Origin of the sequence: Adhaeretor mobilis, from assembly GCF_007741515.1 — a bacterium.
GTDB classification, from domain to species: domain Bacteria; phylum Planctomycetota; class Planctomycetia; order Pirellulales; family Lacipirellulaceae; genus Adhaeretor; species Adhaeretor mobilis.
In genome coordinates this window covers 5,527,323-5,553,633 of sequence record NZ_CP036263.1, presented here as the reverse complement: position 1 = coordinate 5,553,633, position 26,311 = coordinate 5,527,323, and the positions used below count along the sequence as shown (strand labels likewise).

23 protein-coding genes are annotated in these 26,311 nt (G+C 54.2%); 18 read left to right on the top strand and 5 right to left on the bottom strand.

Features of this window, described 5'->3' with window-relative positions; all coding sequences use genetic code 11:
• The first annotated feature begins 55 nt into the window (after nucleotides 1-55).
• The 11 genes from HG15A2_RS21850 (at nucleotide 56) to HG15A2_RS21810 (ending at nucleotide 10,569) form a co-directional block, all read left to right on the top strand.
• Nucleotides 56-457, top strand: coding sequence for an SMI1/KNR4 family protein (locus tag HG15A2_RS21850; RefSeq protein ID WP_145063311.1), 402 nt, complete (start codon nucleotides 56-58; stop codon nucleotides 455-457).
• A 128-nt stretch (nucleotides 458-585) separates the two neighbouring features.
• Nucleotides 586-858 carry a hypothetical protein gene (locus HG15A2_RS21845; RefSeq protein ID WP_145063309.1) on the top strand — a complete coding sequence of 91 codons (273 nt, stop codon included), beginning with the start codon at nucleotides 586-588 and terminating at the stop codon, nucleotides 856-858.
• A 774-nt stretch (nucleotides 859-1,632) separates the two neighbouring features.
• On the top strand, nucleotides 1,633-2,745 hold the full coding sequence (locus HG15A2_RS21840; protein ID WP_218932171.1) for an endonuclease/exonuclease/phosphatase family protein: 1,113 nt from the start codon (nucleotides 1,633-1,635) through the stop codon (nucleotides 2,743-2,745).
• Nucleotides 2,746-3,153: 408 nt separating this feature from the next.
• On the top strand, nucleotides 3,154-3,303 hold the full coding sequence (locus HG15A2_RS24350; protein WP_218932170.1) for a hypothetical protein: 150 nt from the start codon (nucleotides 3,154-3,156) through the stop codon (nucleotides 3,301-3,303).
• A gap of 267 nt (nucleotides 3,304-3,570) precedes the next feature.
• Nucleotides 3,571-4,992 (top strand): IS4 family transposase, encoded by a 1,422-nt coding sequence (locus tag HG15A2_RS21835; RefSeq protein ID WP_145063305.1) that lies wholly within the window; start codon nucleotides 3,571-3,573, stop codon nucleotides 4,990-4,992.
• Nucleotides 4,993-5,265: 273 nt separating this feature from the next.
• Nucleotides 5,266-6,054, top strand: a complete 789-nt coding sequence (locus tag HG15A2_RS21830) for a leucine-rich repeat domain-containing protein (RefSeq protein ID WP_145063303.1) — start codon at nucleotides 5,266-5,268, stop codon at nucleotides 6,052-6,054.
• A 239-nt stretch (nucleotides 6,055-6,293) separates the two neighbouring features.
• Nucleotides 6,294-6,779, top strand: coding sequence for a hypothetical protein (locus tag HG15A2_RS21825; protein ID WP_145063301.1), 486 nt, complete (start codon nucleotides 6,294-6,296; stop codon nucleotides 6,777-6,779).
• Complete coding sequence (locus HG15A2_RS21820; protein WP_145063300.1) at nucleotides 6,757-7,023, top strand: hypothetical protein; 267 nt, start codon at nucleotides 6,757-6,759, stop codon at nucleotides 7,021-7,023. The genes HG15A2_RS21825 and HG15A2_RS21820 overlap by 23 nt, the downstream gene beginning before the upstream one ends.
• A 1,160-nt stretch (nucleotides 7,024-8,183) precedes the next feature.
• On the top strand, nucleotides 8,184-8,699 hold the full coding sequence (locus HG15A2_RS21815; RefSeq protein ID WP_145063298.1) for a hypothetical protein: 516 nt from the start codon (nucleotides 8,184-8,186) through the stop codon (nucleotides 8,697-8,699).
• A gap of 306 nt (nucleotides 8,700-9,005) precedes the next feature.
• Nucleotides 9,006-9,164, top strand: coding sequence for a hypothetical protein (locus tag HG15A2_RS24345; protein ID WP_218932169.1), 159 nt, complete (start codon nucleotides 9,006-9,008; stop codon nucleotides 9,162-9,164).
• Between the two features lie 19 nt (nucleotides 9,165-9,183).
• Entirely contained in the window at nucleotides 9,184-10,569 is a 1,386-nt protein-coding gene (locus HG15A2_RS21810) for a WD40 repeat domain-containing protein (RefSeq protein WP_145063297.1), read from the top strand.
• A gap of 31 nt (nucleotides 10,570-10,600) precedes the next feature.
• On the opposite strand, the gene HG15A2_RS21805 is transcribed toward HG15A2_RS21810, so the two are convergent.
• On the bottom strand, nucleotides 10,601-12,286 hold the full coding sequence (locus HG15A2_RS21805; RefSeq protein WP_145063295.1) for a PEP-CTERM sorting domain-containing protein: 1,686 nt from the start codon (nucleotides 12,284-12,286) through the stop codon (nucleotides 10,601-10,603).
• Between the two features lie 874 nt (nucleotides 12,287-13,160).
• Between HG15A2_RS21805 and HG15A2_RS24340 the strand changes: the two genes are divergently transcribed.
• Nucleotides 13,161-13,301 carry a hypothetical protein gene (locus tag HG15A2_RS24340; RefSeq protein ID WP_218932168.1) on the top strand — a complete coding sequence of 47 codons (141 nt, stop codon included), beginning with the start codon at nucleotides 13,161-13,163 and terminating at the stop codon, nucleotides 13,299-13,301.
• Between the two features lie 59 nt (nucleotides 13,302-13,360).
• A complete protein-coding gene (locus tag HG15A2_RS21800; RefSeq protein ID WP_145063293.1) occupies nucleotides 13,361-13,657 on the top strand; it encodes a hypothetical protein in 297 nt (98 codons plus the stop codon).
• A 213-nt stretch (nucleotides 13,658-13,870) separates the two neighbouring features.
• Here the strand turns inward: HG15A2_RS21800 and HG15A2_RS21795 are convergent, their stop codons facing one another.
• Nucleotides 13,871-15,283 carry a glycoside hydrolase family 88 protein gene (locus tag HG15A2_RS21795; RefSeq protein WP_145063291.1) on the bottom strand — a complete coding sequence of 471 codons (1,413 nt, stop codon included), beginning with the start codon at nucleotides 15,281-15,283 and terminating at the stop codon, nucleotides 13,871-13,873.
• Between the two features lie 263 nt (nucleotides 15,284-15,546).
• Here HG15A2_RS21795 and HG15A2_RS21790 point away from each other — a divergent pair, with 263 nt between their 5' ends.
• Nucleotides 15,547-16,308, top strand: a complete 762-nt coding sequence (locus HG15A2_RS21790) for a phosphatase PAP2 family protein (protein WP_145063289.1) — start codon at nucleotides 15,547-15,549, stop codon at nucleotides 16,306-16,308.
• A gap of 101 nt (nucleotides 16,309-16,409) precedes the next feature.
• Here the strand turns inward: HG15A2_RS21790 and HG15A2_RS24335 are convergent, their stop codons facing one another.
• A complete protein-coding gene (locus HG15A2_RS24335; protein ID WP_218932167.1) occupies nucleotides 16,410-18,635 on the bottom strand; it encodes a hypothetical protein in 2,226 nt (741 codons plus the stop codon).
• Between the two features lie 406 nt (nucleotides 18,636-19,041).
• Here HG15A2_RS24335 and HG15A2_RS21780 point away from each other — a divergent pair, with 406 nt between their 5' ends.
• Complete coding sequence (locus tag HG15A2_RS21780) at nucleotides 19,042-20,805, top strand: DUF885 domain-containing protein (protein WP_145063287.1); 1,764 nt, start codon at nucleotides 19,042-19,044, stop codon at nucleotides 20,803-20,805.
• Between the two features lie 49 nt (nucleotides 20,806-20,854).
• On the opposite strand, the gene HG15A2_RS21775 is transcribed toward HG15A2_RS21780, so the two are convergent.
• A complete protein-coding gene (locus HG15A2_RS21775; RefSeq protein WP_145063285.1) occupies nucleotides 20,855-21,592 on the bottom strand; it encodes a hypothetical protein in 738 nt (245 codons plus the stop codon).
• A gap of 109 nt (nucleotides 21,593-21,701) precedes the next feature.
• On the opposite strand from HG15A2_RS21775, the gene HG15A2_RS21770 reads away from it, so the two are divergent.
• On the top strand, nucleotides 21,702-22,982 hold the full coding sequence (locus HG15A2_RS21770; protein ID WP_145063283.1) for a glycosyltransferase: 1,281 nt from the start codon (nucleotides 21,702-21,704) through the stop codon (nucleotides 22,980-22,982).
• A complete protein-coding gene (locus HG15A2_RS21765; protein ID WP_145063281.1) occupies nucleotides 22,979-23,683 on the top strand; it encodes a hypothetical protein in 705 nt (234 codons plus the stop codon). Before HG15A2_RS21770 ends, HG15A2_RS21765 begins: the two co-directional genes overlap by 4 nt.
• Here HG15A2_RS21765 and HG15A2_RS21760 read toward each other — a convergent pair.
• Nucleotides 23,680-24,411: a tetratricopeptide repeat protein gene (locus HG15A2_RS21760; RefSeq protein WP_145063279.1), complete on the bottom strand. Its 732-nt coding sequence runs from the start codon at nucleotides 24,409-24,411 to the stop codon at nucleotides 23,680-23,682. The two genes, HG15A2_RS21765 and HG15A2_RS21760, sit on opposite strands and share 4 nt — an antisense overlap.
• 925 nt (nucleotides 24,412-25,336) lie before the next feature.
• Here HG15A2_RS21760 and HG15A2_RS21755 point away from each other — a divergent pair.
• Nucleotides 25,337-26,296, top strand: coding sequence for a trypsin-like serine protease (locus HG15A2_RS21755; RefSeq protein ID WP_145064217.1), 960 nt, complete (start codon nucleotides 25,337-25,339; stop codon nucleotides 26,294-26,296).
• Nucleotides 26,297-26,311 lie beyond the last annotated feature (15 nt).

Genomic DNA, 26,311 nt, shown 5'->3' with positions numbered 1-26,311 from the left:
TTTCCGCGGGCGGCCGGCAACTGAGCCTTTTACGTTCTGCCAATCAAGATTTTCGATGCGCGACATTCCTACATCCGATGACATTGAGCGCTTCCGAATTGCATGCCCGGCGAATACTCCGCCTGAGTTTATCGCATTCCACATACGACACGGTGCTGTCAAAATGGATATTGAATCAGTTGGATCGGGACTCGTGTGGCTGTGGCCGATAAGGGACGTTCTGCAATACAGTCGTGAATACGGATTCGACGAATTTGCGCCGGGTCTATTGGGCATTGGATCGGATGGAGGTGGAGAACTCTACGCGATAGATGTTCGCGACGGTTCGTCGGGTGGTGTTGGCGACATACCGGCAACCTCCCTTCAATGGGAGGACTTTCGGCAATTGGCGTCATCATTTGCGGAATTCGCGGACACATTGCTCGCCGGAACTCCAATCGTCGAACCTGACGCGTAGTTTTTTTGCAATACAACGTGGCAGAACAATGCGATGAACCGAAGTCGCGGAATCGGGCGGCTTTGCAATGGAAAATCAACTCCCGCGACTCGGTTATCGCGGACGTTCGTTTCGGGACGATCCGAACCATGAAGATCCTTGAGTCCGTGGCGAGTATTTGTAAGTTAATCTTGGCTCAATTGGTAAAAATCGCCGTAGCCCAAGCAGTCGCAATTGTCTTTGCGCCAATTTACATTGGCATTATTTGGCTTGCGCTGCCGCACCTGGCGAAAGGACGGGATGACCTGATCTGGCCGGTGACCGGGGTGTTAGTGCTGCTTGCCCTTCCAGTCATATATCTTATCAACCGGCTGAACGCCAAAGTCGACGATGCCATGAGCAGCCATCAGAACGCGGCCTAAGACGAGCCGGAATGATCGATTCGAACGAATGCATTTTCTGAAACTGGACCGCCACTGAATTGGTGCATAACAAACGGATGGACCGAAGCCGTCACAGCTTCCTATAATTCCGGCTAATCACTTGTAAATCACACCGAGTCTTTCGGTTCGGTCATCCTGGTCGTTCCTGACCGACCGCAGGAATATCCCCCCGAACTCGCTGAGGTTATCCAAACCGCTATCAGTTTGGGCACCAATTTATCTAACCCCTGAGTGACCCACATGGGCTGCTCAGCAGCACTCCTTTCGCGACCCATGTCGATGCCACATGAGTCGTTTAGCGAGTGGCCAGACCTGAGCTTCAAATGGATCAAATTAGCCGATTTTAGAGCTGCGCTTCGAGCCTGAGTTTGTTCAATATCCCACGCAATTGAAATCCGTCTTATCCGGTGTGCAGATTTTCCTGCCGCACTAGGGTGAATCGCTGCAAGTGCTTTGAGTTTTCTCGAAGCCACCAGCGTGATTTGCGCTAACCCATCGCCCACACGCGAGCCGTGAGTGGCTAGAATAGGGATCATTGCTCGCCGGGATTGGCTCCAGGCTCAAGTTCAGTTCGAAGTGTCAGCGACAAGGATTCCCATGCGTCCCCACATTCGTACAGCAGTCAGCAGGCAGAGAAACTGGCATCGATCGGAGCTTTCCCGTTCGGCCTGTCTCAGGGTGTTCCGATGGGTGTGGCTCTGGGTGGCAGTGCTGCCTGGGACGCTTTTCGCTCAGACACCGGCCATTAAGACGATGTCCTTTAATATTAAGGCCGATTTCGACTACGGTTCGCCAACCAGTGGTAACAACGCCTGGATTTCGACGACCGGCAATCACCGGCGCGACTTGGCTACCACGGTGATCAACGACTACGGGCCCGACATTTTGGGTGTGCAAGAGGCCTTTGAAAACCAAATGAACGACCTGCGAACCGCACTGCCTAGCTACGGATCGTATGGAATCGGTCGCAACAACGGGTTTCATTCTGGTGAGCACACCGGGATTTTTTACCGCAACGATCGGTTCACACGCACCAACGAGGGCACTTTTTGGCTGAGCAACGCGCCCTCGATACCTAGCGTCTTTCCAGGTGCCGCCACTTTTCGGATCGCATCATGGGCAATGCTAGAGGACAACCAGGCTGGCAATCAGGAGTACTTCGTGCTCAATACTCATTGGGACCATGTTAGCCAACCGGCGAGGGTTCACTCCGCCAATCTCATTCGACAACAGATCGATTTACTCGCTGGTGATCGTCCTCTTATTGTGATGGGCGATCTAAATGTTCTAGAAAACAATACTGCGTTTCTCGATCTTGTCGGCGAAAACGACCCAAGTAGTTTTCAACTACTAGACAGCTATCGTGAGGTTGAGCCGGTGCAAACGCCTTATGAAAAAACGCAGCATGGTTTCGTCGGAGCATCGATCGGCTCTCGAATTGACCATATCCTGCATAGCTATGATTTCACCGCAACGAATGCCCAGATCATTCGCACAAACTTCAGCGGTCGCTACCCGTCAGACCATTACCCCGTTACTGCCACGCTGCAACTTCCGAACGGCGACTACGATGGTGACAGTGACGTCGACGGCCTCGACTTTCTTCAGTGGCAAAGAGATTTCGGTCTCACCGGAGCGAGCCTTGCGGCAGACGGTGACAGTAACTTAGTCGTGAACGGAGTTGACCATAAGATATGGCAGTACAATTTCGGGGTCCGTATGCCCGAGGCCGTTTCTGCGATCGCAGTTCCCGAGCCTACTTGCCAACTGCTGATGCTTAGCGCACTGGTGAGTTGGGTCATTGGGAAAGGCCGACTTCGAGTATGTGAGTCCGTCATTTCCGACATGAAACACAGGTTGCATTAGCACGCGACTTGCGGAATGCAGCGAGCCTGATTTTCTATTACGCCAATAGCCGTGACCGCCAACAATCCATGGTGGCGACCGCAATGCAAACCGTTGGGACGCGGTGTCAACCATCGGAAAATCATGAGCTCGTATCGACCTCAGGCTCGAAACGGCGATTGATTAGCTAGCCAGAGAGTGACCCAACGGAGCTAGGAACTCCTCCCAAAAACAGGGGCAATACAATTGCCTGATACTGGGAGTACGTTTTCCGCCGGTCGTCCTTGTCGAAGCCCCTATTGGCTGTGATTGCGGTCGCGGATTCTGCACCTTTGGCCGGATTTATACGAGCTTCTCGACGCGACGCGCAAGCAGCTGGGTCAGTAGCTGCTTGTCGGCTCGGGGCGAAATAGACGAAAGCCTCCTCCGATGAGAATTCTTGCTCAGATGACAGTGCCTTCCACCGAAGGGGGGTGTCGTCGTAACTCTCGCTTCACGATCATTGAGCTAGTCGCCAAGTACCCCAGGACGATGCCCCATGTGTCGTTTAGCGAGTGGCCAGATTGGGACCTTGGGTGATGAATTTGACCGATCTTGGGGATGCCGTTCGAGACAGAGGTCATCGACACCGCCGGCAGCTAACTGGAGTTTCTGAGGTAGCTAATCAGCGTCGGAGTTTCACTCGAATGGCACTTACTTTTCTTTAAGTCCTTTCACCCCAACTCCTAAGCATCGCTATCGCAGCAGTGCTTTCTTTAGTCCTTGCTGAACTGACGTCGTCAAAAAAAGCCTCGCTTGCTCAGATGGTTTTGTCAAAGAACCCATCACCAGCAAGGAGGCCTTACGATGTGTCTTTCTAATCCAGTACGCATTCGTCGACAAGTCCGATTTCTGCAGCGACAGTTTCTGCAAGAAGGCGGTTTACCTTTCACGAATATTTTGTCGATGGAGCACATTTCACAGGCACTGACAGACGCGGAAGTGACCTGGAAAGACCGCGTCTACCCGCCCCTGGTAACGCTGTGGGTCTTCCTGAGCCAAGTGCTCAGCCAAGACCATTCGTGCCGAGGGGCCGTTGCTCGACTCATCGCTCATCGACTTGCTCACGGAGAGAGCGAATGCTCGGCTCTTACCGGCAGCTACTGCCGAGCCCGAAGGCGTTTGCCTGAAAGGTTCTTCTCAGCGGTGGCTTGCCAGGTTGGCCGCGTATTAGATTCTCAGGTGGATCCGAAGTGGCTTTGGAAGGGACGCCGCGTTTATATGTTCGATGGGACGACGGTCACCATGGCTGATACGCCAGCGAACCAACAGGCCTATCCGCAAATTCCGACGCAGCGGCCAGGGTTAGGATCTCCGATCGCCCGGGTTGGAGCAATCCTTTCTCTTTCTTGTGGATCGATTGTTGGTCTGGGGGTATGCTGTTACGCCGGCAAGGGACAGGGCGAAGTCAGTTTACTCCGCAAGCTCTGGGATATCCTGTCGCCCGGAGACATTCTGCTAGGTGATCGGCTGATGGCCAATTGGGCCAACATCGCGATGCTCCAACAACGTGGTCTCGATCTCGTTAGCCGGCTCAACAAAGCCAACCGTAAAGCCGACTTTCGCAAAGGAGAACGACTGGGCAAAGACGATCATATCGTTCGCTGGAAAAAGCCTTCTTCCATTCGAGCGGTGGATCGGGCGACCTATCAGTCGCTTCCTGACTTCATCACCGTGCGAGAGACGCGCATTCACGTTCTAACACGAGGCTTTAGGACGAAGAGCATTATCGTCGTCACAACTTTACTTGACCCCGAGCAAACCACCAAAGAGGATCTGGCATTCATTTATCGCCAGAGATGGAATAATGAACTCGATCTGAGGTCTATCAAATCGACGATGCAAATGCACGACTTGCGTTGCAAAACTCCGGAACTTGTTCGTAAAGAGATCTGGACGCATGTGCTGGCCTACAATCTCATCCGGACAGTCATGGCTCAAGCGGCAAGTGAGCACGACATTCAGCCGAGAACAATCAGCTTCAAAGGAGCCATGCAGACTCTGGAGGCGTTTCAACCGGTCATTGAATTCATGGTTGGACGCAATGCAGAATTGCGCCAGGAACTCTACGACCAGCTACTGAAGTGCATTGCCAGCCATCGAGTTGCTGATCGACCCGATCGATTCGAACCCCGAAAAAGAAAACGGCGATTCAAGCTCTACGACTTCCTCGACAAACCAAGGAACGAGGCCAAACTCGATATGCTCAAAGGAGTTAAAGAAAAGTAAGTGCCATTCGCGTTTCACTCCGACGCGTCGTAGCCGTCTGCCATTCCAGCCCCAGGACGACGCCTCCTTTGTCACTTACGGAAGTGCGGCATCAGCGATTGATGGGTGCCTCCGCTGCCTTGAAAACTGCTTTTTGAAAACCACAATTTTGGCGATAGAACGCAGGAAAGGTATAATCTACCAGGGGATTTGCTGGGTAACAGTACACTCTGCTGTTCCAGCCGTTTTGTCACATAGTGTGGAAGACTATCCTTGAACGAGCTAAGGAGTTCTATGCGTCGTCGAACAATTCGATATAGCCTCAAATCACTCTTAATCGTCTTCACCGTAGTTGCGGTTTACTTTGGAATTGAAGCAAATCGAGTCGCTAAGCAGCAAGCGGCTCTAGCTATCCTTGAAAAGGCTGGTGTTTCTCCCATCTACGATTATGAGTTTTTCCGTAAGGTCAAGAAGGGCAGAATTGTTGATGTTGGCCCATGGGGACCGGTTTGGCTTCATTCACTCATTGGAGCTGATTATTTCAGAACTATAGTTGGATTGAATCTGGCTGGTTCTGAGATTAGCGATGAGGAAGTTATCCAGCTTTCTTCGCTGTTGCATAAGGTTCGGTATATCAATCTCAGGGAGACGAATATATCTAACAAAGGAATAGGGCAGTTATGGAAACTAACGAATCTTGAAGAACTAAGGCTCTCAAGTACGGAAATCGGCGACGACGGGATGGCATCCATAGGCCGATGCTCTAGCCTCAACACATTAGGTCTTGCAGACACACCTGTAACGGATTCAGGGTTATTACACTTGAAGAAGCTCAGCAAACTACAGACCATTCATCTATCTTATACTTCCGTAACAGCTGAGGGGGTTATTCAGGTCCTCAAAAGCTCCCGTGATACCTTGAAATGGCTCAATGTAAAACACACTCTAGTGGACGATAGTATCGCTCAGCACTTGCAAGGCATGGATACACTAGAGCTTATTAATATAGAAGAAACCAAAGTTACCGCTGAGGGCTATCGAATCATCCAGGAATCACTCCCAGACTGTTCAATTGGTCGCTAGGTGCCGTGCCGATAACGCCCGCGGGCTCGTCTAGTTCCGGTTCGAAGGGCACTTGGCTATCTAGCACATGAGTGACCCACATTGGTCAGAAACTGAAGTCCCGAAAACGCGTCGGATTCATCGTCGAATGGCACGTAGATTTCTGTAAGTGTTTACGCCGAACTGACCTAGGCAAAAAAGGCCTCACTTGCACAGATGGTGTTGTCTAACACAACCATCGCTAGCAAGGAGGCCTTCTGATGGGCAATTTTAACCCAGATCGTTTTCGACAACAGGTCAGTTTTCTGCGACGCCAGTTTCTTCAAGACGGCGACTTGCCTTTCACCGGTGTTCTTTCCGAGCAGATTGTTTCGCAAGCACTGACAGCGTCCAAGGTCGTTTGGAACGATAGCATCTACCCACCACTAGTAACGCTGTGGGTTTTTTTGAGCCAAGTTTTGAGTGCCGATCATTCCTGTCGGACAGCCGTCGCGCGCTTACTTACGCATCGCCTATCCCAAGGCCAAAGTGAATGCTCGCCAGAAACTGGCGCGTACTGCCAAGCGAGAAAACGTTTGCCGGAGGAGTTTTTCTCCGATGTCGCACAAGAGACAGGACAAGCCCTTGATAAGAGTGCTCAATCGGACTGGCTTTGGAAAAACCGTCGCGTGTATTTGTTCGATGGCTCTACGGTAACGATGCCCGATACGCCTGAGAATCAGAATGCTTACCCCCAACACGGTTAGCTTCAAAGGAGCTCTGCAATTCCTTGAAGAGTTTCAACGGCTGATTGATTACCAAGCGTGTCGAGGGGGTGCGCACCGAATGATCCTTTATCAACAGTTGCTGGATTGCGTCGCCAGCCATCGTGTTGCCGATCGACCCGACCGATTCGAGCCACGCCTATTGAAACGAAGGCCCAAGCACTTTGCGTTTCTAAGAAAACCACGTCACGTGATCAAAAGCGAAATGGTGAAAGGAGTTAGGTAAATCTACGTGCCATTCGACGATGAATCTGACGCAGCTTCGCGTGTGGAGGGCTAAAAGCACACTTCGGGAATAAGTACAATGAATTGCCGGGACGCAACAATAAACCTAGGATGACTTCGATGGGGTATATCTATTGTCAATCAGACGATGTGCTGACACTTGAGCTAGTCATTAAAGAGCTTTCAAAATCATTCCCCGGCACGAAAGCAACTGGGGAATACTTTGAAAACCGAATCGCTCTGGAAGAGGAGCTTGCATCTAAGGTGGGTATGCCGCTGGATGCTGCCCCAATCGAGTCGACCCGCGACGCTGCACGGCGTCTGGGCCCTCAGCCCTGTTTCATTATACCTCTCAGCGACAGTCTTTCGTTATCAGGCAGACTAAAGGAGTCTTTCTTTTCATTGTCTGCGGAACGAGATTTTACGAATTCTGAAGTGCAGCCCTTAGTAGACTGTTTGGAGACGATGGGACTTAAGGTTAGCGTCTGTGGCGGTGATGCTCGTGTACCTTTTGAAGATGCCTTAGAGAATTTTAAGTCGTTCCTTGTGTCGCAAGGGTGGAGTTCCGACTTGCTATGGTTAACTCGTGAGCGAGTCACCGGACATAAGAGAACGGTTTGGATTTTCAGACCCGAGGAGCTTGAAAGTTGTTCGCCAAGCCGAGAGTTCTACCGGGAAATACTCAAGAGTAAATCGAGCATCCGCATTGATGCACTAGGTAAAGTCGGCCAGAGAACGCTAGCTTATGTTCACAACTGGGGTGCTAATAGCCGCATGCTTAACTTTGGGGTCCCAACTGAGGAGACTAGGTTGGTACTCGTTGGAAGCAGAGTTTGGTGGTGGGTTGTCAAGACTTGGTCTTACGTTCTTGGCCATCCACCGTTCCTCAAGTTCTTCGACATTACACCGGCTTTCTCACAGAGCTGTTAGTATTGCCAACCTGCATCGGAGACTGCCATGGGGATTTCAAGTCCTGACTAAAAAAGTTTGTTAGTGCGTACCTTCTACGTTCCACGTTTGCAGTGGTTTTTTAAATACCAGAGGAATCGATTCTTGAACCGGTCCCGTGAGGATCCTCTCTGACGCATGGTGATACCGCAGGCAAACCTGGTAATCCCTTTGATGCTTCCATTCAGTTGGACTCTTTTCTATTTTGGTGCTGTGACATTCTCAATCGCTGGAATGGCCTATTGGTTTTTTTGCCCGACACTCATCAGAGACTTTGATTCATTCGAAGGTTTTGAACGCTCAGGTCGAGGGTTTCGCTACATCCCAGATTTGATTTGGGCGGAATATGACGGGGGAGCAAGCGATCCGGACAAGACGTTTAGTGAGCGAATCAGGGACCACGAAGTTAACATGCTCATGCTCTCCTATTCATACGTACGAGATTTCGTCCACCCGGACGATTGGCCTAAGGCACCGCCCGATTTTGCAGATTGGTCGTTTGAACATATGGACGCAAATCGACGCAGCGAAAGTAATGTGCTTGATATACGGGAGCTCACAGTGCTGCCTGAAAAAAAGGGCGAAGCGTTTTGGTACGTTCACGCCCACTTCGAGGAAAACAGCTATCGACTAAGGCAATTCTGCCTTGTGTCCTTTCTCATCAGCTACGGTTGCTTTAGCTATGTAGCGATTCAAGGTTTCTGGTACGTCAGTAAAACTATTCTCTAGTTTTTCGACCGGGCTGGTAACCTGGAGCGTCAGCGTGAAACGCCGCGGCTGGTTAAACTGCGTCAAACGATGAAGCCGGCCACTCTCGGGAGCCGGCATCTAAGTCAGCAATTTGGCAAAAGCAGCTATTTTAGGGCTCCACTGTCTTCACTTCGGTTCAATCGCAAATAATAGTATAATACCCATCGACGAAGCATTTTTATATCAACTCAATTCGGAGCAAGGTTGGTCATGTATACGACTCGGCTACTCTCGGTTTTCCTAGTTGCTCCGTTTGTGTTTTTTGCGTTCCATCTCTTGATAGTAATGTCGCTTAGTATCACGACACTACTTGTACCGGCGAGCGTCAAGCCTGCGGCCCATTCCGTTGTCACGTGGCTCGCACTGTTTCTGGCGGCAGTCCCCACTTATCAGGTGTTGAAATCTGTATGGTTAGGCAGTAGTGCAGTGCAGGTCGAGAAGTAATCGCGGTAATCCTTACTTTATGTCGACCTCGACACAACGATTTACCGTAGCTCTCTTAACCGTTTGGGTGGTCTCCTATCATCACTCAATGGCTGAGGACGGCTCGGCTACTACGACGCAAGGAAGTATCGAAAACAACAGTCGAGGCTCAAGCGCCGCGCATCGTAAAAAGCCGAGTGCGTTAGTTGCGGGTCAACCGGATGTCGAAGGCAAGCTAAGGAAGCTTGCGACTCTACTTCCGCTCTTCAGTTTCGATTTGAAAGTGGGTGAAGCAATGCTATTTGACCTCAAAACTGGTCAAATGGTGCGGACTCACCGAAGACATAAGAGCCATCTACGACATGTGAAATTCTCGCCCAAGAGCGGCCATGCTTTGCTCAGCTTTTTCGATTTCAGTGTCTTATGGGACACCGATACGGGCGAAGTAATTCGAGAATTTAAGCATGGAGGAATCGCCCAGTTCTCGCCAGATGGTTCTAGCCTATTGATTTACGACAGTTGGCGTGCTCGCCGCTTTGACGTCGAAAGCGGAGAACTAATTGAAACTGTTCAGCTACCCTCGATAGGTATTTTTAAAAGTCACTCGACACGACTCAACGCACATATTTCCAATGAAGTTCGACGTGACGCTTCCGGTAACCTAATCTACAACTTTGAAACGTCAAATACACGTGTGATTCTTGATGCCAGCACGGGCAATGAGATTGGTAGATGTCCCAGCAATAGTGGCTGGTACTATGTCTCTGGTGCGACGGAGCGTGTCTTTGAGGGAGGGCCTTCCCGTCCTTACAACGTTGTTCGCGTTTTCAACTTCGAACAAAAGGAAGTAGACCGGTTCGAGATGCCATCAGGTGAACTAACGGGTGTGGATGGTCGTATGATGGCGCTCAGCCCTGACGGGAAGAAGTTTCTTTATGCTCGTTATATCAAAGCGAGTGACGATCCTTCGGACATTGCAGCTCGCTTCCTCAAGTCGAATTATGCTCTCTACGATGCGGAGTCTGGCGAAGAATTAAAATCGTTTGGGGAATACGAGTTAGGTTACTCTGGTCACTTTTCACCAGACGGTAGCCGTACAGTCCTACTGCCAACATTCGGCAACTCTGGTAAATATATCCGCGACCCTGAAATCATTGTTATTGACAACGCCACGGGCACCGTCGAACACAAATTCTACTCGGGTCCATGGTCGCTTCCTTCTGTCGATATTGACCACACGGGCACGCGAATGCTTGTGGCTGGGTCAATTAATGTCGCATTTTGGCGTCGGTTCGGCGAATGGAGGCTGCTTGAGCAACAAAAGCCCATGCCTCGAAAAGTTTCTGACCTCTTAAGAATCATTGCTGACTGGAAGGCTACCGAACTCGCTATCCCAAAGGACGGAATGGACGTTCCCGCTAACTAGCGTCGGAGACTGCCATGGGAGAAAGACAAGGCTATTGCTCAAGGGGCTGTCGTTTACTTCGACAAAGAATCCCGAAGGCTGAAAGTCCTAACAACATAGTACCTGACGGCTCTGGCACGGCCGTTAATAGGGACAGTGGGCCGGGTGGAGTACCGTAATTGGTTTGCCATTCAGACAGTCCGGTTGGCGTTCCGTCGATGCGTTGCCATTCAAGAAAGTCGGCGCCATCGACATCGCCGTCGATGTCGAAGTCACCGGCGGCCGCGAAGTTCTCCGACAGCGAAAGTGTGTAGATGCTCTGGTCGTACATGATGTCGTTGTTGGGAAGATCGATGCTCTCGAAGCTCACCACGAATGCCAGCAGGTCGCCGTCCAGGCCGCGGCGGTTGATGTCGACCCCGGTGACCATTTTGCCGTCAAACGTGTCACCGATCGAGAGCACCTCAAACACCTCGCCGAGGTACTGCACAAACAACCCGCCGATGCCGCTGGCGGACGGACCGCTTCCCACGAAGGCGAGGTTGCCCTCGCTGTACGAATACGGCCCGAAGGCGGCGAACGTCTCGGCCGTGCCGGGGATCGGTGTGCTTGAGTCGACCAGATCAACCAACGCGCTGTCCTGGACCTGCGCGATGCTCCCCACCGCGGCGCCGAGGAAGTGCAGGTCAGGTCTGATTGAACCGCCTCGGCCACGGGTCGTGACCACGGGGTTGAACCCCCCTGAGGTGGGTCCGCCGCGGCCGACCACCACGTCGTCGCCGTCGAGCGTGAGGTAGTTCAACGGCCCGCCGGCGTCCACCAGCAGCGATGCGTTGTTGGCCGTGTCAAACTTGTAAACCTTATCGCTCGAGATCAGGGCGATCTGTCCGCCATCGGCATCGACGTACTTGGTATTTAAAAACGGGCCGTCGGGAAGGTCGATCGCCTCGGCCCCGCCGCCGGAAATCAACAGGTTCTCACGGACGCCGTTCTCGTAGGACGTCAGCACCCAGCGGTCGTTGGTCAGTAGGACGGCAGCGACCGTGCGATCGCCATCGCGCGCGAATGAAAAGCTGTCGTGGTGACCGTTGGCACTTGTGCCTGCCACCGCGACCTCGGCGCCGGCCAGAACCGTGTGGTTCTGATCAGCGATCACCTCCACCGACGGCACCGGCGCCGTGGTGACCGTGGTGGTCGTTCCTTCGTAGAGTCCATAACGGTTTCCTGGCCCGTTCTGAAGGGTGAAAACCGACACGCTGCCATTGGACAGAGAGATCGAGTTGGGCGCGAAATCAAAACCGACAGCGGCGCCGCCCGAGCTCGGTCCGTTGGCGAACGCACCCACGCCAGGGTCGGTGACGCCGTGCACGATGGGCTTGACGTTCAGGTTCGTGGTGCCATCGCTGTGCAACTGCGGGGTCAGGCCGTCGATCAGAAACAGGCCCGCTTCGAAGTACGCAACCGGATTGAAGAAGTTCGCCTCGAAGCTTGAACTGATGAAGGCCAGCGTGGTGCCGTCGACCGCCGGCGTGAACAACTGAACGTTGCGGAACACGACCCCGGCCGGCGGCTCGAACGGGCCGCCGTTGTTGACCTGGGCATACAGCGTCGGCGAGATGTCGCCCGTGCTCACCTGCCGCGTGGTGATGAGCTGAGCTTGGGCGGGCGAACCCAATGAGGCGGTCAATAAGAAGTATAAAACGGGGACACTGACTAAACTCTGTTTATAGTTCATCATGCGTCTGCCAATTTCGGTTTGAGGCTGGCGAGAAATTTAGGTGAGTATATGTTAGCTGACTTACGGCTTCTCAGTTACCCTGCGACACACGAGTCTACACAAGCCATAGAGGGCTTAGCAATTCTAGCAAAGACAATCGTTTAAGTACTGCGAACCAAATTCCACAAATTCGACGAGACACGTCCCCCCATCATGGGGCGGCATAGCGAGTCGGTCGATCCAGTATAGCCGCAGGATGGCAGCCTTGCACAAATCATTGGCGAATAGCAATTCTTGAGCCAGGAATAGTCGATTGCTCGCGTACGACACAGAAAGAAGCCACCAGGGAATAAGGGGTACTGGTAATTCTTGCAAGTTTCCCACCGCTTGAACTCGCGAGACAACAAACTCGCGTCGGCGTACCATTCCTGTGCACCTTAGGGATATATGGCTATGTGCGTTCGGCGAGAAACGCCGAGGCAGATTGGAGACATTAGAAATCACCCGCTAAGTGACAAAGGTTGTCCAAACCGCTGTCAGTTTGGGCACCAATTTATCTAAACCCTGAGTGACCCACCTGGGCTACAAACTGCTCCCGAAAACAGGGGCGAAAATGGTGGGCTCGGTTTTCTACGTAAGTCCTTATCGAAGTCCCTCTTGGCCGTGGTCTCTCTGATGGAATCGGTACCCCGAGTCGCTCTTTCTGGGCTGCGCGAACGCCAAAATCGCCCGAGAACAGCCTCGCAGGAATACCTGAATAAATACTGAACATTTGTATATTATTTGGCCGCGCTTTTTGCTAGTTTTATGTCTGTGAGAGGGCAGGTGCCATCACTGGTTACCTGCTTAATATCTCGCCTTTACAGCCAAAAACTAGCAAACAGGAGCTTCTGCGATGAACCGAGCCCAGCATGACGATTTCGATGTGTTCCTGAGTAGTGAACAGGAGCTTGAGCCGCTGCCCGAGCCGGGCGATTTCTGGCACCAGGAGCCTAGCGAAGAGGACGACCCGGACGAGTTTCGTGCCGCCGCGTAGTGATCAAAGCGACACTCTCCTTTTCTGAATACTCAAACCTGCACCGAAGGGCTCGGCTGATGTTGTCGCGTGAGATCGTTCTTGAAGTGAAGCGCCTACTCGATGAAGACAAGCACTCCCAACGGCAGATCGCCAGCTTGCTGAAAGTCAGTCGAGGTTCGGTGAACGCGATCGCCAACAATCGTCGCGGTCTGCATGGGCGCGAGCCCGAGCGCCAACTGCAGCTCTTCGCCACGCGCCCCTCGCGCTGCTGCAAGTGCGGGGGCTACGTTTACGCGCCGTGTCTCTTGTGTCGCGCGAGAGAATACCGCGAGCGAGAGGCGAGATTGCAGAAGTTAGCACGACGTGTTGCTTGATGGGCGCAGCAAATTAGCCACGGATGACACTGATGATTCTTGAACAGGAGGAACTAGAGAGAACAGCTTGTGAGTAAGGTTCAAGCTCAATGGACTACTTGAAGATGGCTGGCTGCAGGTGGATTTGAAGATTTAGAGTCCGTTCTGTCTCCGTTCCCTCTGTTACCTCCTGTTCGAACCGCCCGTGAGTTCCGTGTCATCCGTGGCTCACTCTCATGCTTTGCCATTGAAGAAAGTGTAGTACTGCTCACCTTCTGCCAAGCGCTCGACATACAGAGCTGCTTCCAACAAATGGTAGTCGCCCCACATGCTGGATTCTCCATAAGGGATTGCCGAGCCCTCAGGGATGTAGTCCCAATCGCGAGGCCGATGATAGATCGAGTGCAGCAGCAAACCATCGTGCGCTTCATCAGTCGCTAGGTAGGGCTCACCCAATAGCGTGCGCAACACGCTTAGCCCCGCTTGGTAGTATCGCGCCCCGCTGGCGGTTTCCCCTTGCCCACTGAGCCAGCGCCCCAAGCGCATCAGCCCTTGGCAAGCAATCGCCGCTGCTGAGCTGTCGACCGGTTCGTGCTCGTTCACGGGCTCTGCGGGGCGGTCTCTGTAGTCGCCCAGCTTCACTAAGCCAGGGGCGCCGGTATCCCAATAGGGAATACCATCGGTGGGGGTTTGCTCGATGTAGAAGTCGCAAGTCGCCTCAGCCGCAGTACGCATCATGTCGACGATCGTTTCTCGTCCGCCGTGCTGCGTGAGCACCTCATCGGTGAGCGTATCGAGGAATTCCAACTGCTCTGCAAAGCCGAGCATTACCCACGCGAGACCGCGCGTCCAGGTAGTGAACGGGGAGTAGCCCTGCTGTGTGCTGGGGCAGCGATAGCGCCCGTCGTTGGGGTTGATGATGCTCTCGTGGACGACTCGCCCGCGTAGGTCGTAGGCGTCGCGTTTTTGATTTTCAGAATCGCCTCCATAGTACACATTCCACTCGGCGGTGGCGCGTGCGTGCGCGATCAATCGGCCAAGTAAATCGACCGCCTCGTCGTTCTCGCTCAACACACGATGGCCCAGTTGGTGACCAAGGGATAGCACGCGCAACGAGCGAATGGTGTCTGAAAACAACGAATGCGGGCCATTGAAGGAATAGATAAAGCCGCCACCAGCTTGATTGTGCTGGTGCGTGGGACTCCAGCGCATCGCCTGCACGGCAGCGGAGGCTTTCAACGCGATTTCGTAAGCGTGCAGCTGGGCTTGATCGCGGGGGATCTTTCCTTCGAGCATCAAGCGTCGCAGGTTGCCGTAGGTGCTTACGTTGTTGAAGCCGTGATCGTGAACGCCGAAGTGCGTCACGTGCGCGGGCATGGCTTCCCACACGCCACGATACGCCATGCCGAGCAGTTCTTCATTGCCAGTGGCCTCGAACGTGAGAATGCATCCGCCGTACTGAAAGCCTTGCGTCCATTCCGTCCAACCCTGCGCGGTGTACTTGCCAGCGCGCGTGATGACGGGAGTCGGCTCTCCGGGGGGGAAGGCAGCGGCGATGCGCGGGAGCTTCTGTTCGGCCAATTGCCATAGCGACTTGCAGGCAGGTTGAAGGAGTTTTGGCGTGAGTTGTTCGTCGATTTGTATCATTGCTTGTCGATGAAAGGATTGTTGTGGCTGTCGAGAAGTGCACTTTTGCGTTACTATCGGTAATCGCTACTGCTGTTTAATATGACGGGCAGTGATGGTCTCGGCAACGGTTCTCATTTTCTCCGGTCATCCAGAGAGCGTTTTCCGATTGGTTTAGCGAATTAATGATATCGCGGTGCAAGCACCGCGGCGAAATAGGGCGTGTCAGCGCTGTACAGACCAAAAAGCCACTTTCGAGATCACTATCCGAACGACCATTTCAGATGCCCTCTCTACCGAAACCTGTTCAGGAGTTGGAGCGATACGCTCGCAGCTTTTCGCACTTAGAGTGGGCGCCGCTGCTGGCGCTTCTGCTGGCGGCAGCGTTGACTTGGGGCTTCATCGAGCTGGCGGACGAGGTGGGCGAAGGTTCAACCGCGTCGATCGATGAAAGGATTTTGCTGTCGATGCGAAACCCGGCCGATTCGAGCGATCCGCTTGGCCCGGAGATTGTGGAAGAGATCGGACGCGACTTGACCGCGTTGGGTGGCATCGCGGTGCTCGGGCTGCTCACCGCTTCGACCGTGCTGTTCCTGTTCCTTATGCCCATGCCAAGGGCAGCCATTTATGTAACGATTGCTACAGCGGGTGCGATCGCGATGAGTCTCGGATTGAAAGCTGCGTTTGCCAGAGATCGCCCCGACTTGGTCTCGCACGGTTCGCATGCTTTCACATCAAGCTTCCCCAGTGGCCACTCCATGATGGCGGCAGCCGTTTACCTGACGCTTGGCATGCTGCTTGCTCGACAACTCGCCAGACGGCGGTTGCAAATTCTCGTGGTCAGCTTGGCTGCTCTCCTTACGATTGGTGTAGGAGTAAGCCGCGTGTACCTGGGCGTTCACTGGCCGACAGATGTCCTGGCCGGTTGGGCGGTGGGGGCCGCATGGGCGCTGGTGTGTTGGTACGTCGCGGGCTGGTTACAAGTTCGAGGGCAGATTGAGCATGAAGCAGATGTTCAAAAGCGTTCCACCAGCAATGTCGTTTGAACGTCGTGAATCAGATCAAGCGTTCTCGAAATTCGTGTCGCGATGGCATGGAACCTATCGCCGCGGTGTTCCTGGCGCGATGGAATTGCCTCGCCGAGCGTCTACTTGCTGCGTTTACTGAAACTCTTGCGATTGCCCTGAGACTTTTGCGAGCTACTGGACGAACTGCCGCTGGACCTGCGCATCTGTTGCTGAGGCTGGCTACGACGTTGTACGTTCGATTGCTGCCGGGGAGCTGAACTGCGGCCCGGAGATATCGAGCGGTAGGTCGAGCGGTTTGTGGTTGAACGCTTGATCGTGGGGCGATTTGTTGTGGAACGAGTCGTTGAGGGACTGTTGCTTGGGGTACGCAGCACGCGAGGCAAGTTGGTTGAGGGTTGTGCCTTCGTCGGTTGCTGCTGGCGATTCTGAATTTGCCTCCGATTGCCCTGTGTCCGCTGGTTGTCTTGTACGTTCGGGGTTTGATTCAGATTGTAGGTGCGTGTGCCGAGGGGGGAGACTTGCGGACGCAACGTGTTGGGCTGCGTACTAGGAGTTTGCACGCGCGGCAACGATTGTTGAGCGCGAGGCTTCACCTGCTGGTCGCGCGGAGTTCCCCGCTGGTCGCGAACGCGATTCTGCTGACCTTGCAAGAATCGATTGATCGCCTGTTGTTGTTCTTGCACGCGATTGCGCGAAGTTTGTTGCTGCTCGCGAATCGGCTCTTGTTGCTTGCGGAGTTGTCCGCTCTGTTCACGCTGTTGCAGATCGAGCTGTCGGCGCAATTGTGTGTCTTGCGACGTGACTTGCTTCTGTTGCACATCCGGTCGGCCTTGCCCTAAGGGACGAGTGGTGGAAGTTAGCGGATTGGTGGTGATAGGTTTACCGGTCTGCACATGCTTAGGCAACGTAAGTGTGTTGCGCCGTGTTGCAGCATGAGTTTGGCCACCGTTGCGAAGGCTGCCCTTGTTGGGCGTCGCTTGTGAGACGACTTCTTGCTTTGCGCGGAGGCGAGCTAATTCACGCATGCGGCTAGAGCCGCGCAGAGCTTCCTGTTCTTGTTGTTTGTTCACACGCTGGAGGCGTTGGTTTGGCGAGTTCTTGCCCGTGCTGGCATGCTGCGAGAACTGCCCCAGCGGCGTGACCAAATTCGTGAGCTTGGCAGTCTCTGGCTTCAACTGTTTGTTGCCCGGTTTGCCTCGTGAGTTGTTAAGCACAATCTCATCGGGAGTGCCACGATCACGGTTGTTGCCACGATCATTTCCGCGATCGCTTCTACCATCACGGCCGCGGTTGTTGTGGTCACGTGCGGAGTGATCGCCTCGATAGCGGTCCAACCAGTGCGAGTCGCGATGACCGTCGTGCCATTTGTGATACGCGAAGAGCGGATCGTAGTGATGTCGTCCGTGGCCTTTGTGAGCGCCGCGGCTACGATGGCGTACGTCGTACCACGGGTTCAGCCCGAAGCGAGCGTAGTTGTTGTGGTAGCCGAAGTAGTAATGGCGGTAGGGCGTGTTCACGAACAGGCTGGTAAGCAGCAGCGAGGAATTCACCACGTGATGCGGCCGATAGCTGACGTTGTGGAAGTTGTGGCGTCCGGGCCAATAGACGGGTGCGAACAGCAAGCCGCGATTGGCCAGCGGGTAGTCCCAATAGCCGGCGACATACACATAACCGCGTGGCGTGGCCACGTAGTGATCGGGCGTCCAAATCCAGTTGGCATGTCCCTGATACCAATAACCGGGACGCCACGCGTAACGCGTTTGATGAAATGTCCAACAGCCGGGAATCCAGAAATGTTGATCACTGGGGGCAGCCAAATTGGGACCCAGTTCAAGCGTTTGCGGAGGCTGCGGCAAGAACTGCACCTCTTGCACGCCTTCGGCGGCCCAGAAACCGCTTACCCATTGGAAACCAATGCCGTTTGCCTGTTTGACGGTCGACCAATGTCCGGGCATCCATTGTCGCCCGGGTGGAATCTCGCGCCACACGCCGCTGATCCAGATAAAGTCGTTCTGTTCCTCAGAGAACATCCAGTAACCGCCGAGCCACTGTACGTTGTTTCCTTCGGGACGCACTTCCGGCGGAAGCTCTTCGATGGGCGCAGGGGGCTCGAGATCGATCACTGGCGAAGCCGCGTCGTTCACATCCAAAGCAAACGGTTCAGCAAACGCTTCGTGAATCGGGCCACGCTCCAATACATTCATGTCTGCTGCATCAGCGGCTGGAAGTGCCAACCCCGGACCAGCAGGTAGCCCGGGTTGCTGAGCATGGGCTGACTGCGCAAGGAAAGCGAGCGCTAGGGATAGGAGCGAGACGATTAAGGAGTCGGTAATGCGGTGAGTCATGACGACCTCAGTTGAGTTCATTATCAATGCGGCATTCGGCAATGCGCCATTCAGAAAACGCCGACAAGAGCCTAAGAGTGCAACGCCCGTGCCAATACGGTTAGTCAATGCAGCCTCAGAGCCAAAATGCAGGCAGTTTGGCCGCGAATGTTGATGTTCTGCTCCAGATGAGTCGCCCGAGGAAGTCCTTTGGCGTCGTCATTCCGAACACACGTTTTGTCGCGAAGGTCACGCTTAGACGCTCGACCTCTCCTAGCTCGTGCGTCAGAATCTGCTCTATCGAGAATTGAACAGGAGGTAACGGAGAGAACAGAATCAAACTAAAATTCACCTCTGTTTGCTCTGCTACCTCCTGTTAAAAATAGATGGACTCAATTCCCCCGCCTTTCATATTCAAGGACGCTTAATGTCCCCTGCAGCCATTCGCTCACTTTCGCTTTGTTTCACTCTCCTTCTGTCATGTGCTACTTCAGTTCGTGCTGACACTTCGGCCGACTTTGCGCAGCTATTGGAGGACTCCTGGGAGTACGACATGCAGGAGTTTCCGCAGTGGGCAACCAGTGCGGGAGATCATCGATATAACGATAAGCTGGAAGCCATTTCCTTGGCGGATGCGCGGCGTAGAAATGAGAGCACGGCCAAATTTCTCAAACGGTTGGAAGCACTCGATAGGTCCCAACTCGCCGCAACGGAGCAAGTGAACTACGATATTTTCGCCCGCCAGTTGAGAGAATCGCTCGCCGAGTTCAAATTCGGCAATCACTTGCTGCCGATCACAAACCGCTCGGGGTTTCATGTTAGTTTTCCTGAGTTGCGGCGCGATGTACCCCTGGAGAGTACGCGAGACTACGAGAACTACGTTGCCCGATTGCAGGCGTTTGGTGAGTATGCCAACGGGTATATGGAACTTATGCGGGTCGGCATTGATACAGAAAAGACTGTTCCTGCGGTTATTCTCCAAGGTTACGAACCAACTATCGATACACACATCGTCGATGACCCGGAGAAGAGCTTGCTCTACGAGCCACTCGAAGCAATCGCAGCGGCTGTGCCCGAGAGCGAGCACGAGCGACTTCGCACTGCTGCGAAGGAAGCCATTGCCGAAAGTGTTGTGCCTGGGTACAGACGTTTTGCCAAGTTCATGAAAAACGAGTACGTGCCCGCGGCGCGAGGCTCCATCGGCGCGTCGGCATTGCCCGACGGGCGCGACTTTTATCGCCATCGCGTGCGCCGCTTCACGACTTTGGATCAAACTCCCGAGGAGGTTCACCAAATTGGTCTCGCAGAGGTGAAGCGGATACGTAGCGAGATGGATGGAATCATCCAGCAGGTGGGCTTCGACGGCGATTTCGCGGCGTTCACTACGTATCTACGAACCGACCCACAATTCTATGCACCCTCAGCCGAGCAACTCATGAAGGAGGCGGCCGCGATATTGAAGAAGGCCGACGGCGAGTTGCCCAAGCTGTTTGGCAAGCTGCCGCGCACGCCCTACGGATTGCGCGAGGTGCCCGAGTACAACGCTCCGCGCACTACAGCAGCCTACTACCAACGTCCCGCGGGCGATGGCACCAAGGCCGGGTTTTTCTACCTGAATACATTCAACATCAAGAGCCGCCCGTTGTACACGCTCGAAGCGCTTGCGCTGCACGAAGCGGTGCCTGGGCATCATTTGCAACTCGCGTTGCAACAAGAGATCGAAGGCATGCCAAAGTTCCGCCGCTTCGCGGACTTTACCGCCTACATCGAAGGCTGGGCGCTGTACTCCGAGCGCCTTGGGCGTGAGATCGGCTTCTACAAAGACCCCTACAGCGATTTTGGCCGGCTCACTATGGAAATCTGGCGTGCGAGTCGGCTGGTAGTCGATACGGGTATTCACTACATGGGTTGGACGCGTAAGCAAGCGATTGATTACTTGCACGAGAATTCCGCCATGAGTTTGCACAACATCACCGCAGAGATCGATCGCTATATCGGCTGGCCTGGGCAAGCATTGGGATATAAGACGGGCGAACTGAAGATACGCGCGTTGCGCGCCCAAGCGGAGGAAGCCCTCGGAGAGAAGTTCGACATCCGCAGCTTTCACGACATGGTGCTCGCCAGCGGCGCGATTCCCTTGGATGTGCTAGAGGCGAACGTCCAAGCGTGGATCGAGAAGCAAAGCAAGTAGATCGCCACCGGGACGGTGCGGGCTAACGTACTCGAGGACTACTCGCAAACTACGCACCTTCCGGTACGAACATCATCACCAGTCCGAGCATCAGGTACATCACCAGCAGCAGCCACCAACCGAGCACGACGATCCGCGGTGCTTCGTAACCGGTGGCGTACACGACCAGACCGGCGAGCGCCGTGAAGCCGAGCAGAATGCCCATGGTATCGCGACCGAACAGTCGCGAGAAGCCAAGCATCAAGGCGGCCGCGGTCATTGCCATCAGCAGTTGTTGCATGGAAAACTGCCACTGAAATCGCGGTCGCTCTGCGTCCATGCTTTCGGCGCGCATCGCTTCTAAGTCGCGAGCAAAGCTGCCGGTATCTTCGAACGCGTCCTCGTCCTGCGCAAACAACGCTTCCAGCTCAGCCCGCTTCGCCTGGCGACGGGCGATGAGTTGCCGCTCTTGCCGAAGCACAAAGTACCAGCCCGCGGCTACGACCGTGAGAAAGCCCCAGAATAGCAAGTTACAACCGCCAACTTGGCGATGCAGAGTAAGCACGATGGCCAACACGGCAGTGAGAATGAGCAGGTGCCGTGTAGAGAAACGGAACTGTTTGATCCAGTCAGTCTCAAAATCTAACCCGATTTCCTCGTCTTCTTCATAAACGTTGTCGATAGCAACCGTCTGCCCAGCACGCTTGATGCGCTGCTCGGCCCGTTGTTTCTCGTGAGCAACAATGGCTGGATCGACAGGCTCCAGCTCCAGTTCAAGGTCGTCGTCGTCGGATAAGTCGTCGGCCATCGTCCTATTGTCGCTTTCGCATTAGGGTAGTGCAACCTAGTCTCGGAACAACTTGCTAGGATATATTCATGGAAGTGACTGCTCCCTGCCTACTGCCCACTAGTTCCCCATGCATCTCCTTCTCACCGCGCTCGGCAGCTATGGCGATGTCTTACCGATGGTAGGGCTTGGCGCTGCGATGCGCGAGCGTGGACACGAGGTTTCGGTGATTACGAATCCGCACTTTCGAGAGGAGACTGAAAGTGCCGGATTGGATCTTGTACCCCTGGGAACGATCGAAGAGTACGAGGAGCTCACAAGCCACCCTGACCTTTGGCGGCCCATACGAGGGCCGAAGATCATGATGGAGCTGGTCGCTACTTTCGCACGCGAACTGTACGACACCATCTCTGATCACTATCGTGTAGGCGAAACGGTGCTCGGATCCCATGGGCTCGATCTGGCCGGTCGCACTTTTAGTGAGAAGCAGATCCAGCAGGGAAATCGTGCACCGCAAGCGACAATCCACTACGCGCCGCTCGCTCTACGGACGATGCACGACACGCCCAACTTCATCGGGGCCTTCACGCAGCCGCCCACCCCACGCTGGCTGAAGCGACTGCAATTCTGGTTGGGTGACAAGCTAGTGATTGATCGCATTCTCGGCAAAGAAGTGAATGGCTTGCGAGCCGAACTTGGCTTGCCACCTGTGAGCCGGATTTATCGCCAGTGGCACAACTCACCTGAGCTGACCCTCTGCTTCTGGCCGGAGTGGTTTGGCCCTAAACAGCCCGACTGGCCACACTCAGCTGAGCTGGTTGGCTTTCCGCTCTATGATTCCGACCCCGCTGCGGAGTTGTCCGAAGATGTCGAAACCTTTCTCAATGCAGGCGAACCGCCTATCGCATTTGCCCCGGGTTCTGCAAACACGCAAGCAGCTAAGTTCTTCCAAACGGCGGTCGGCGTTTGTGAGAAGCTCGATCGTCGAGGCGTGCTACTCACGAAATACCCACAGCAAATTCCGGATGACCTGCCGCCGTCGGTGCAGCACTTCGCTTTTGTGCCATTCAGCAAACTGCTACCTCGCGTGGCGGCGCTGGTGCATCATGGCGGCATCGGCAGCTGCGCCCAGGCGCTCTCCGCAGGTGTGCCGCAGTTGGTGATGCCGATGTCCTACGATCAGCTGGACAACGCCACACGCCTGAAACGCCTAGGCACAGGCGATCTCGTCATGCCCAAACAATTCAAGACGCACAAAGTTGCCCAACGCCTGGCCGAGCTGTTTCAGCAACCCAGCATTCACGAGAGTTGCCAGCAACTCGCGAAGCGCTGCGACGGAGCAGTCGCTATTCGGGGTGCTTGCGAGAATTTCGAACGCCTGTTCAATGACACAGAGAAAGGCAAAAGATGAGCACCGCCGATTCGTCTGATTCAGAGTTTCAGCGCCCCGAGTATATGGTTGTGTTAGGCCTGCTACCGCCTTATGCGGAGACGGACGTGCACAAGGCGTATTTCGAGCGGGCGAAGCAAGCGCACCCAGATCACGGCGGCAGTGCAAGCGAGTTCCATCAACTGCACGAGGCGTTCGAAAGCGCCATGCACTATCTGGAGCACCGCACCGATCGTCATTCGTGGATCGCCGCACAAGTGAAACGCTATGTCCGACAGACGGCGGCCGTCGAATTAGTGAGAGAGCTAGGGGCAGAAATCGAGTACGAGGTGATCGACTGGCTGAGGAAATCCTTCGGCGACTTCGCTGAGCTGACGGAGAAGACTATTGGCATCAAGCTGGCGGATTCGCCGCGTGGTGATGCTTTATTGGAATGCTTGGAGGAGAACGCGAAGAGTTTCCAAGACCTACGCAGGCTTGATCTCTCCAACTGCGAAGTGACTGACGAGGGGGTGTCGCGCTTGGCTGGGTTCGAGCGACTTCAGCAGATTGATCTCAGCAACAATCCCGTCGGCAAACAGGCTGCCAGCGTGCTTGCATCGCTCCCTGCGTTGCAAGAGGTGGTCGTGAGTGGCACGAAGATCGGCTGGTGGAGCAAGAGGAAGTTAGGCGGGCGCAGTGTGCTGAGCCTCAGCGATTCCCTTTTGACAAACGCGATCTAGTAGCGCACAACAGGCTGCCATTGTGTTGCCGTTCGTGTGTCGCCTTGCGGCGTGACAATTGGCGGTGCGGCGGGCGAAACGCCGGCGGCTTGCAGCGACGCTACGCGAGTGGATATCTCTGGTTGGAAGCGGTTGATTGTGAGCGAACGCTGGTAGTTGGCGAGCGCTTGGGCACGATCGCCGGACATCTCTCGCAAGCGGCCCAGTGCTGTGAGCGCGCGGCTGTTCTGCGGCTCAATCGAGATGGCCTCAACCAAACGTGTGGTCGCTTGGGGTAGGTTGTTATTTTCCTCCAGCAAGCGGGCCAACTCGATACGCGGGTCGGCCAACTTGGGACTACGTTGAGCCCAGCCTTCGAGCAAGCGAAAGGAGGCGTCGCGGCGATTGGTTTCGGTGAGTAGCACGGCCAGCCCGCGATAACACTCGGTATGATTGGGATCGTACTCCAGGCACTGATTGTAGAGTTGCTCTGCCTGAGCAAATTCGGCCGTGTTGTTCTGCAACTTGGCACTCTTGTGAAGTGCCGCGGCCAGATTGTAGTAGCTGGTGGCGTTCTTGGGATCGGTTGCCACGGCACGCTGAAACTGATCGGCCGCCTGAGCATAATTGCCAGACTGATAAAGACGCACTCCCTCTGAATTCAGGGCCTGCGTATTCATCTGTTTGCAGCCCACAGCCAACAAGCAGGGCAGGGCGGCAAGCAGTAGACGGGTAGCGATAGTCGACATCACGGGCAACGCGCAGCGGCGTTCTCCTCAGTTTGGCAAATAGTTCCGTGGCGGAGAGTAGCGGCGTGGGTCGTAGGACGCAAGTTCGCCTCTGCCGGTGTGCTAGCACTACTCCAACTATCGCGAGCGTCAGCGGCGGAGAAGCAAAAGAGTCAGGTCTCTTTTTTAGGCCTGCCCCGCTTGCGTAGGGTGCTTTCCAGGCCCAGGCGCGCGGCGCTCTGCTTCCGGCTCGATTGAGGACGTCAAAAAAACGTGACCGGCCGGACAATGACGTTTCGTGCGAGGCATGCTCGCAGTCTAGCGGATCGGCCCCGGCCATCTGACCCCTTTGTTTCCCCCATCGCGTCTCTTCTCCTATTGTAGATTGGGGCAATGCCAGCAATTACAATAGTCTGGTGACGCTGTCAAACGATGACGACAGGAAAAACCAAGCGGGCCACCTACCAAGATATAAGGCACTGCGAGGATTGGCTGATCCGCAGGAAAAGACGAACGAGTTTGAACACTTAACCAGATTGAATGAGGAGGGATTACAAATATCAGAAAGCTTCCATGGCACGAAATTCCGAGGCAGTACCTTAAGCAGATGTATTAGGTCGGCTTGCAGGGCTTAGGCATTGTGAGGGCGAGTGAGATGTAGTGGTTGGGTGGTCGAGACTTAAGAACTAGGGGTTTTTTCCCGCCGTTCCTTTTCTAGGTAACTTCTTTCGAGTAGACATTATTGTTCTTAAGTTCGTGAGCAGTGCTGCGCTTAGGCGTGCGTGCGCACGAACTTGAGGCGAGAGAATGGTTTTCTCTCATGTTATAGCCTCAAGATTTTTGGTCTTGTTCTTATAGGGACAGGTTACGAGAAATTTTTGTTGGAGTCTGACTCGGCGTTGGATTCTGGAAGCCGTTCGTTTGGATAGACAAGGAAAGTAGTACAATGAAACCTACAATAGAATGCGCTGCTAGAGATCCGTTTGTGATGCTGATGTTAGGCGTCGCTATGTTGGCGGTGCCGGTCATTTGTGGCGTCGTCTCGAATGCGCATGCGGTTGGTGTTCACAATGTGAACATTACACCAGCCTCTGCGTATACTGAATACGCGGCTTTGTTTCCAAGCGTCGGCGGCCTCTTTGTTGGCGACACCGGCTTTGCCTCCGGTGTCGGTGTGGGCCCTATGAACCAATTTGGTGGATTTAATTGGGCCTTTACGGCGGGACACGCCACTGTTGCTGACGTAAACAATCCGAACTCACTACTCCTACCAGAAGAGTTTCTATTCGTCATCGGATCGAACACCTCTACAGGTGCTCAGGAGTTTAAGACACCTACCGAAGTGTTCTTGCATCCTGGCTACGACGGTGTCGAGCAAGGAGTGGATCTGGCTTTGCTTTACTTTGAAGATGGGTTTACTACGGCTGCGCCAGCGGAGCTTTACCAGGGTTCCGTACAGGTTGGTGACGTCGCTAGCATTGTTGGATACGGACAAACTGGAACCCCTGCAACTGGCGCGGCGCCTACCCTTGACGGTGTTAAGCGCGCTTCACAGAATTTTGTCCAATTCGCAGATTCGCCTACAACTGGATATTTAGAGTATTTTTTCACTCAACCGGGATTCTCCAACTTCTCTGCTCTCGGCGGCCAAGCCATGCCCGGAGATTCAGGCGGAGGATGGTTCATTCAGTCCGATGAAGACTTCTATTTAGCTGGAATCACATCTGGCGGCGAAGGAGTTTCACGCTATGGCGCAGCAAGCTCCGCCTACGAAGTGAACCTTGCGTCAGCTTGGATTAATGACACGATTGCATCGAAAACCGCTATGCCTGAACCTTCAAGTCTAGTTCTACTGGCTGGTGCTAGCTTAGGTTTCTTAACACGTAGAAGCAGAAGCCGAGGCTAATTATTTGGAGAAACA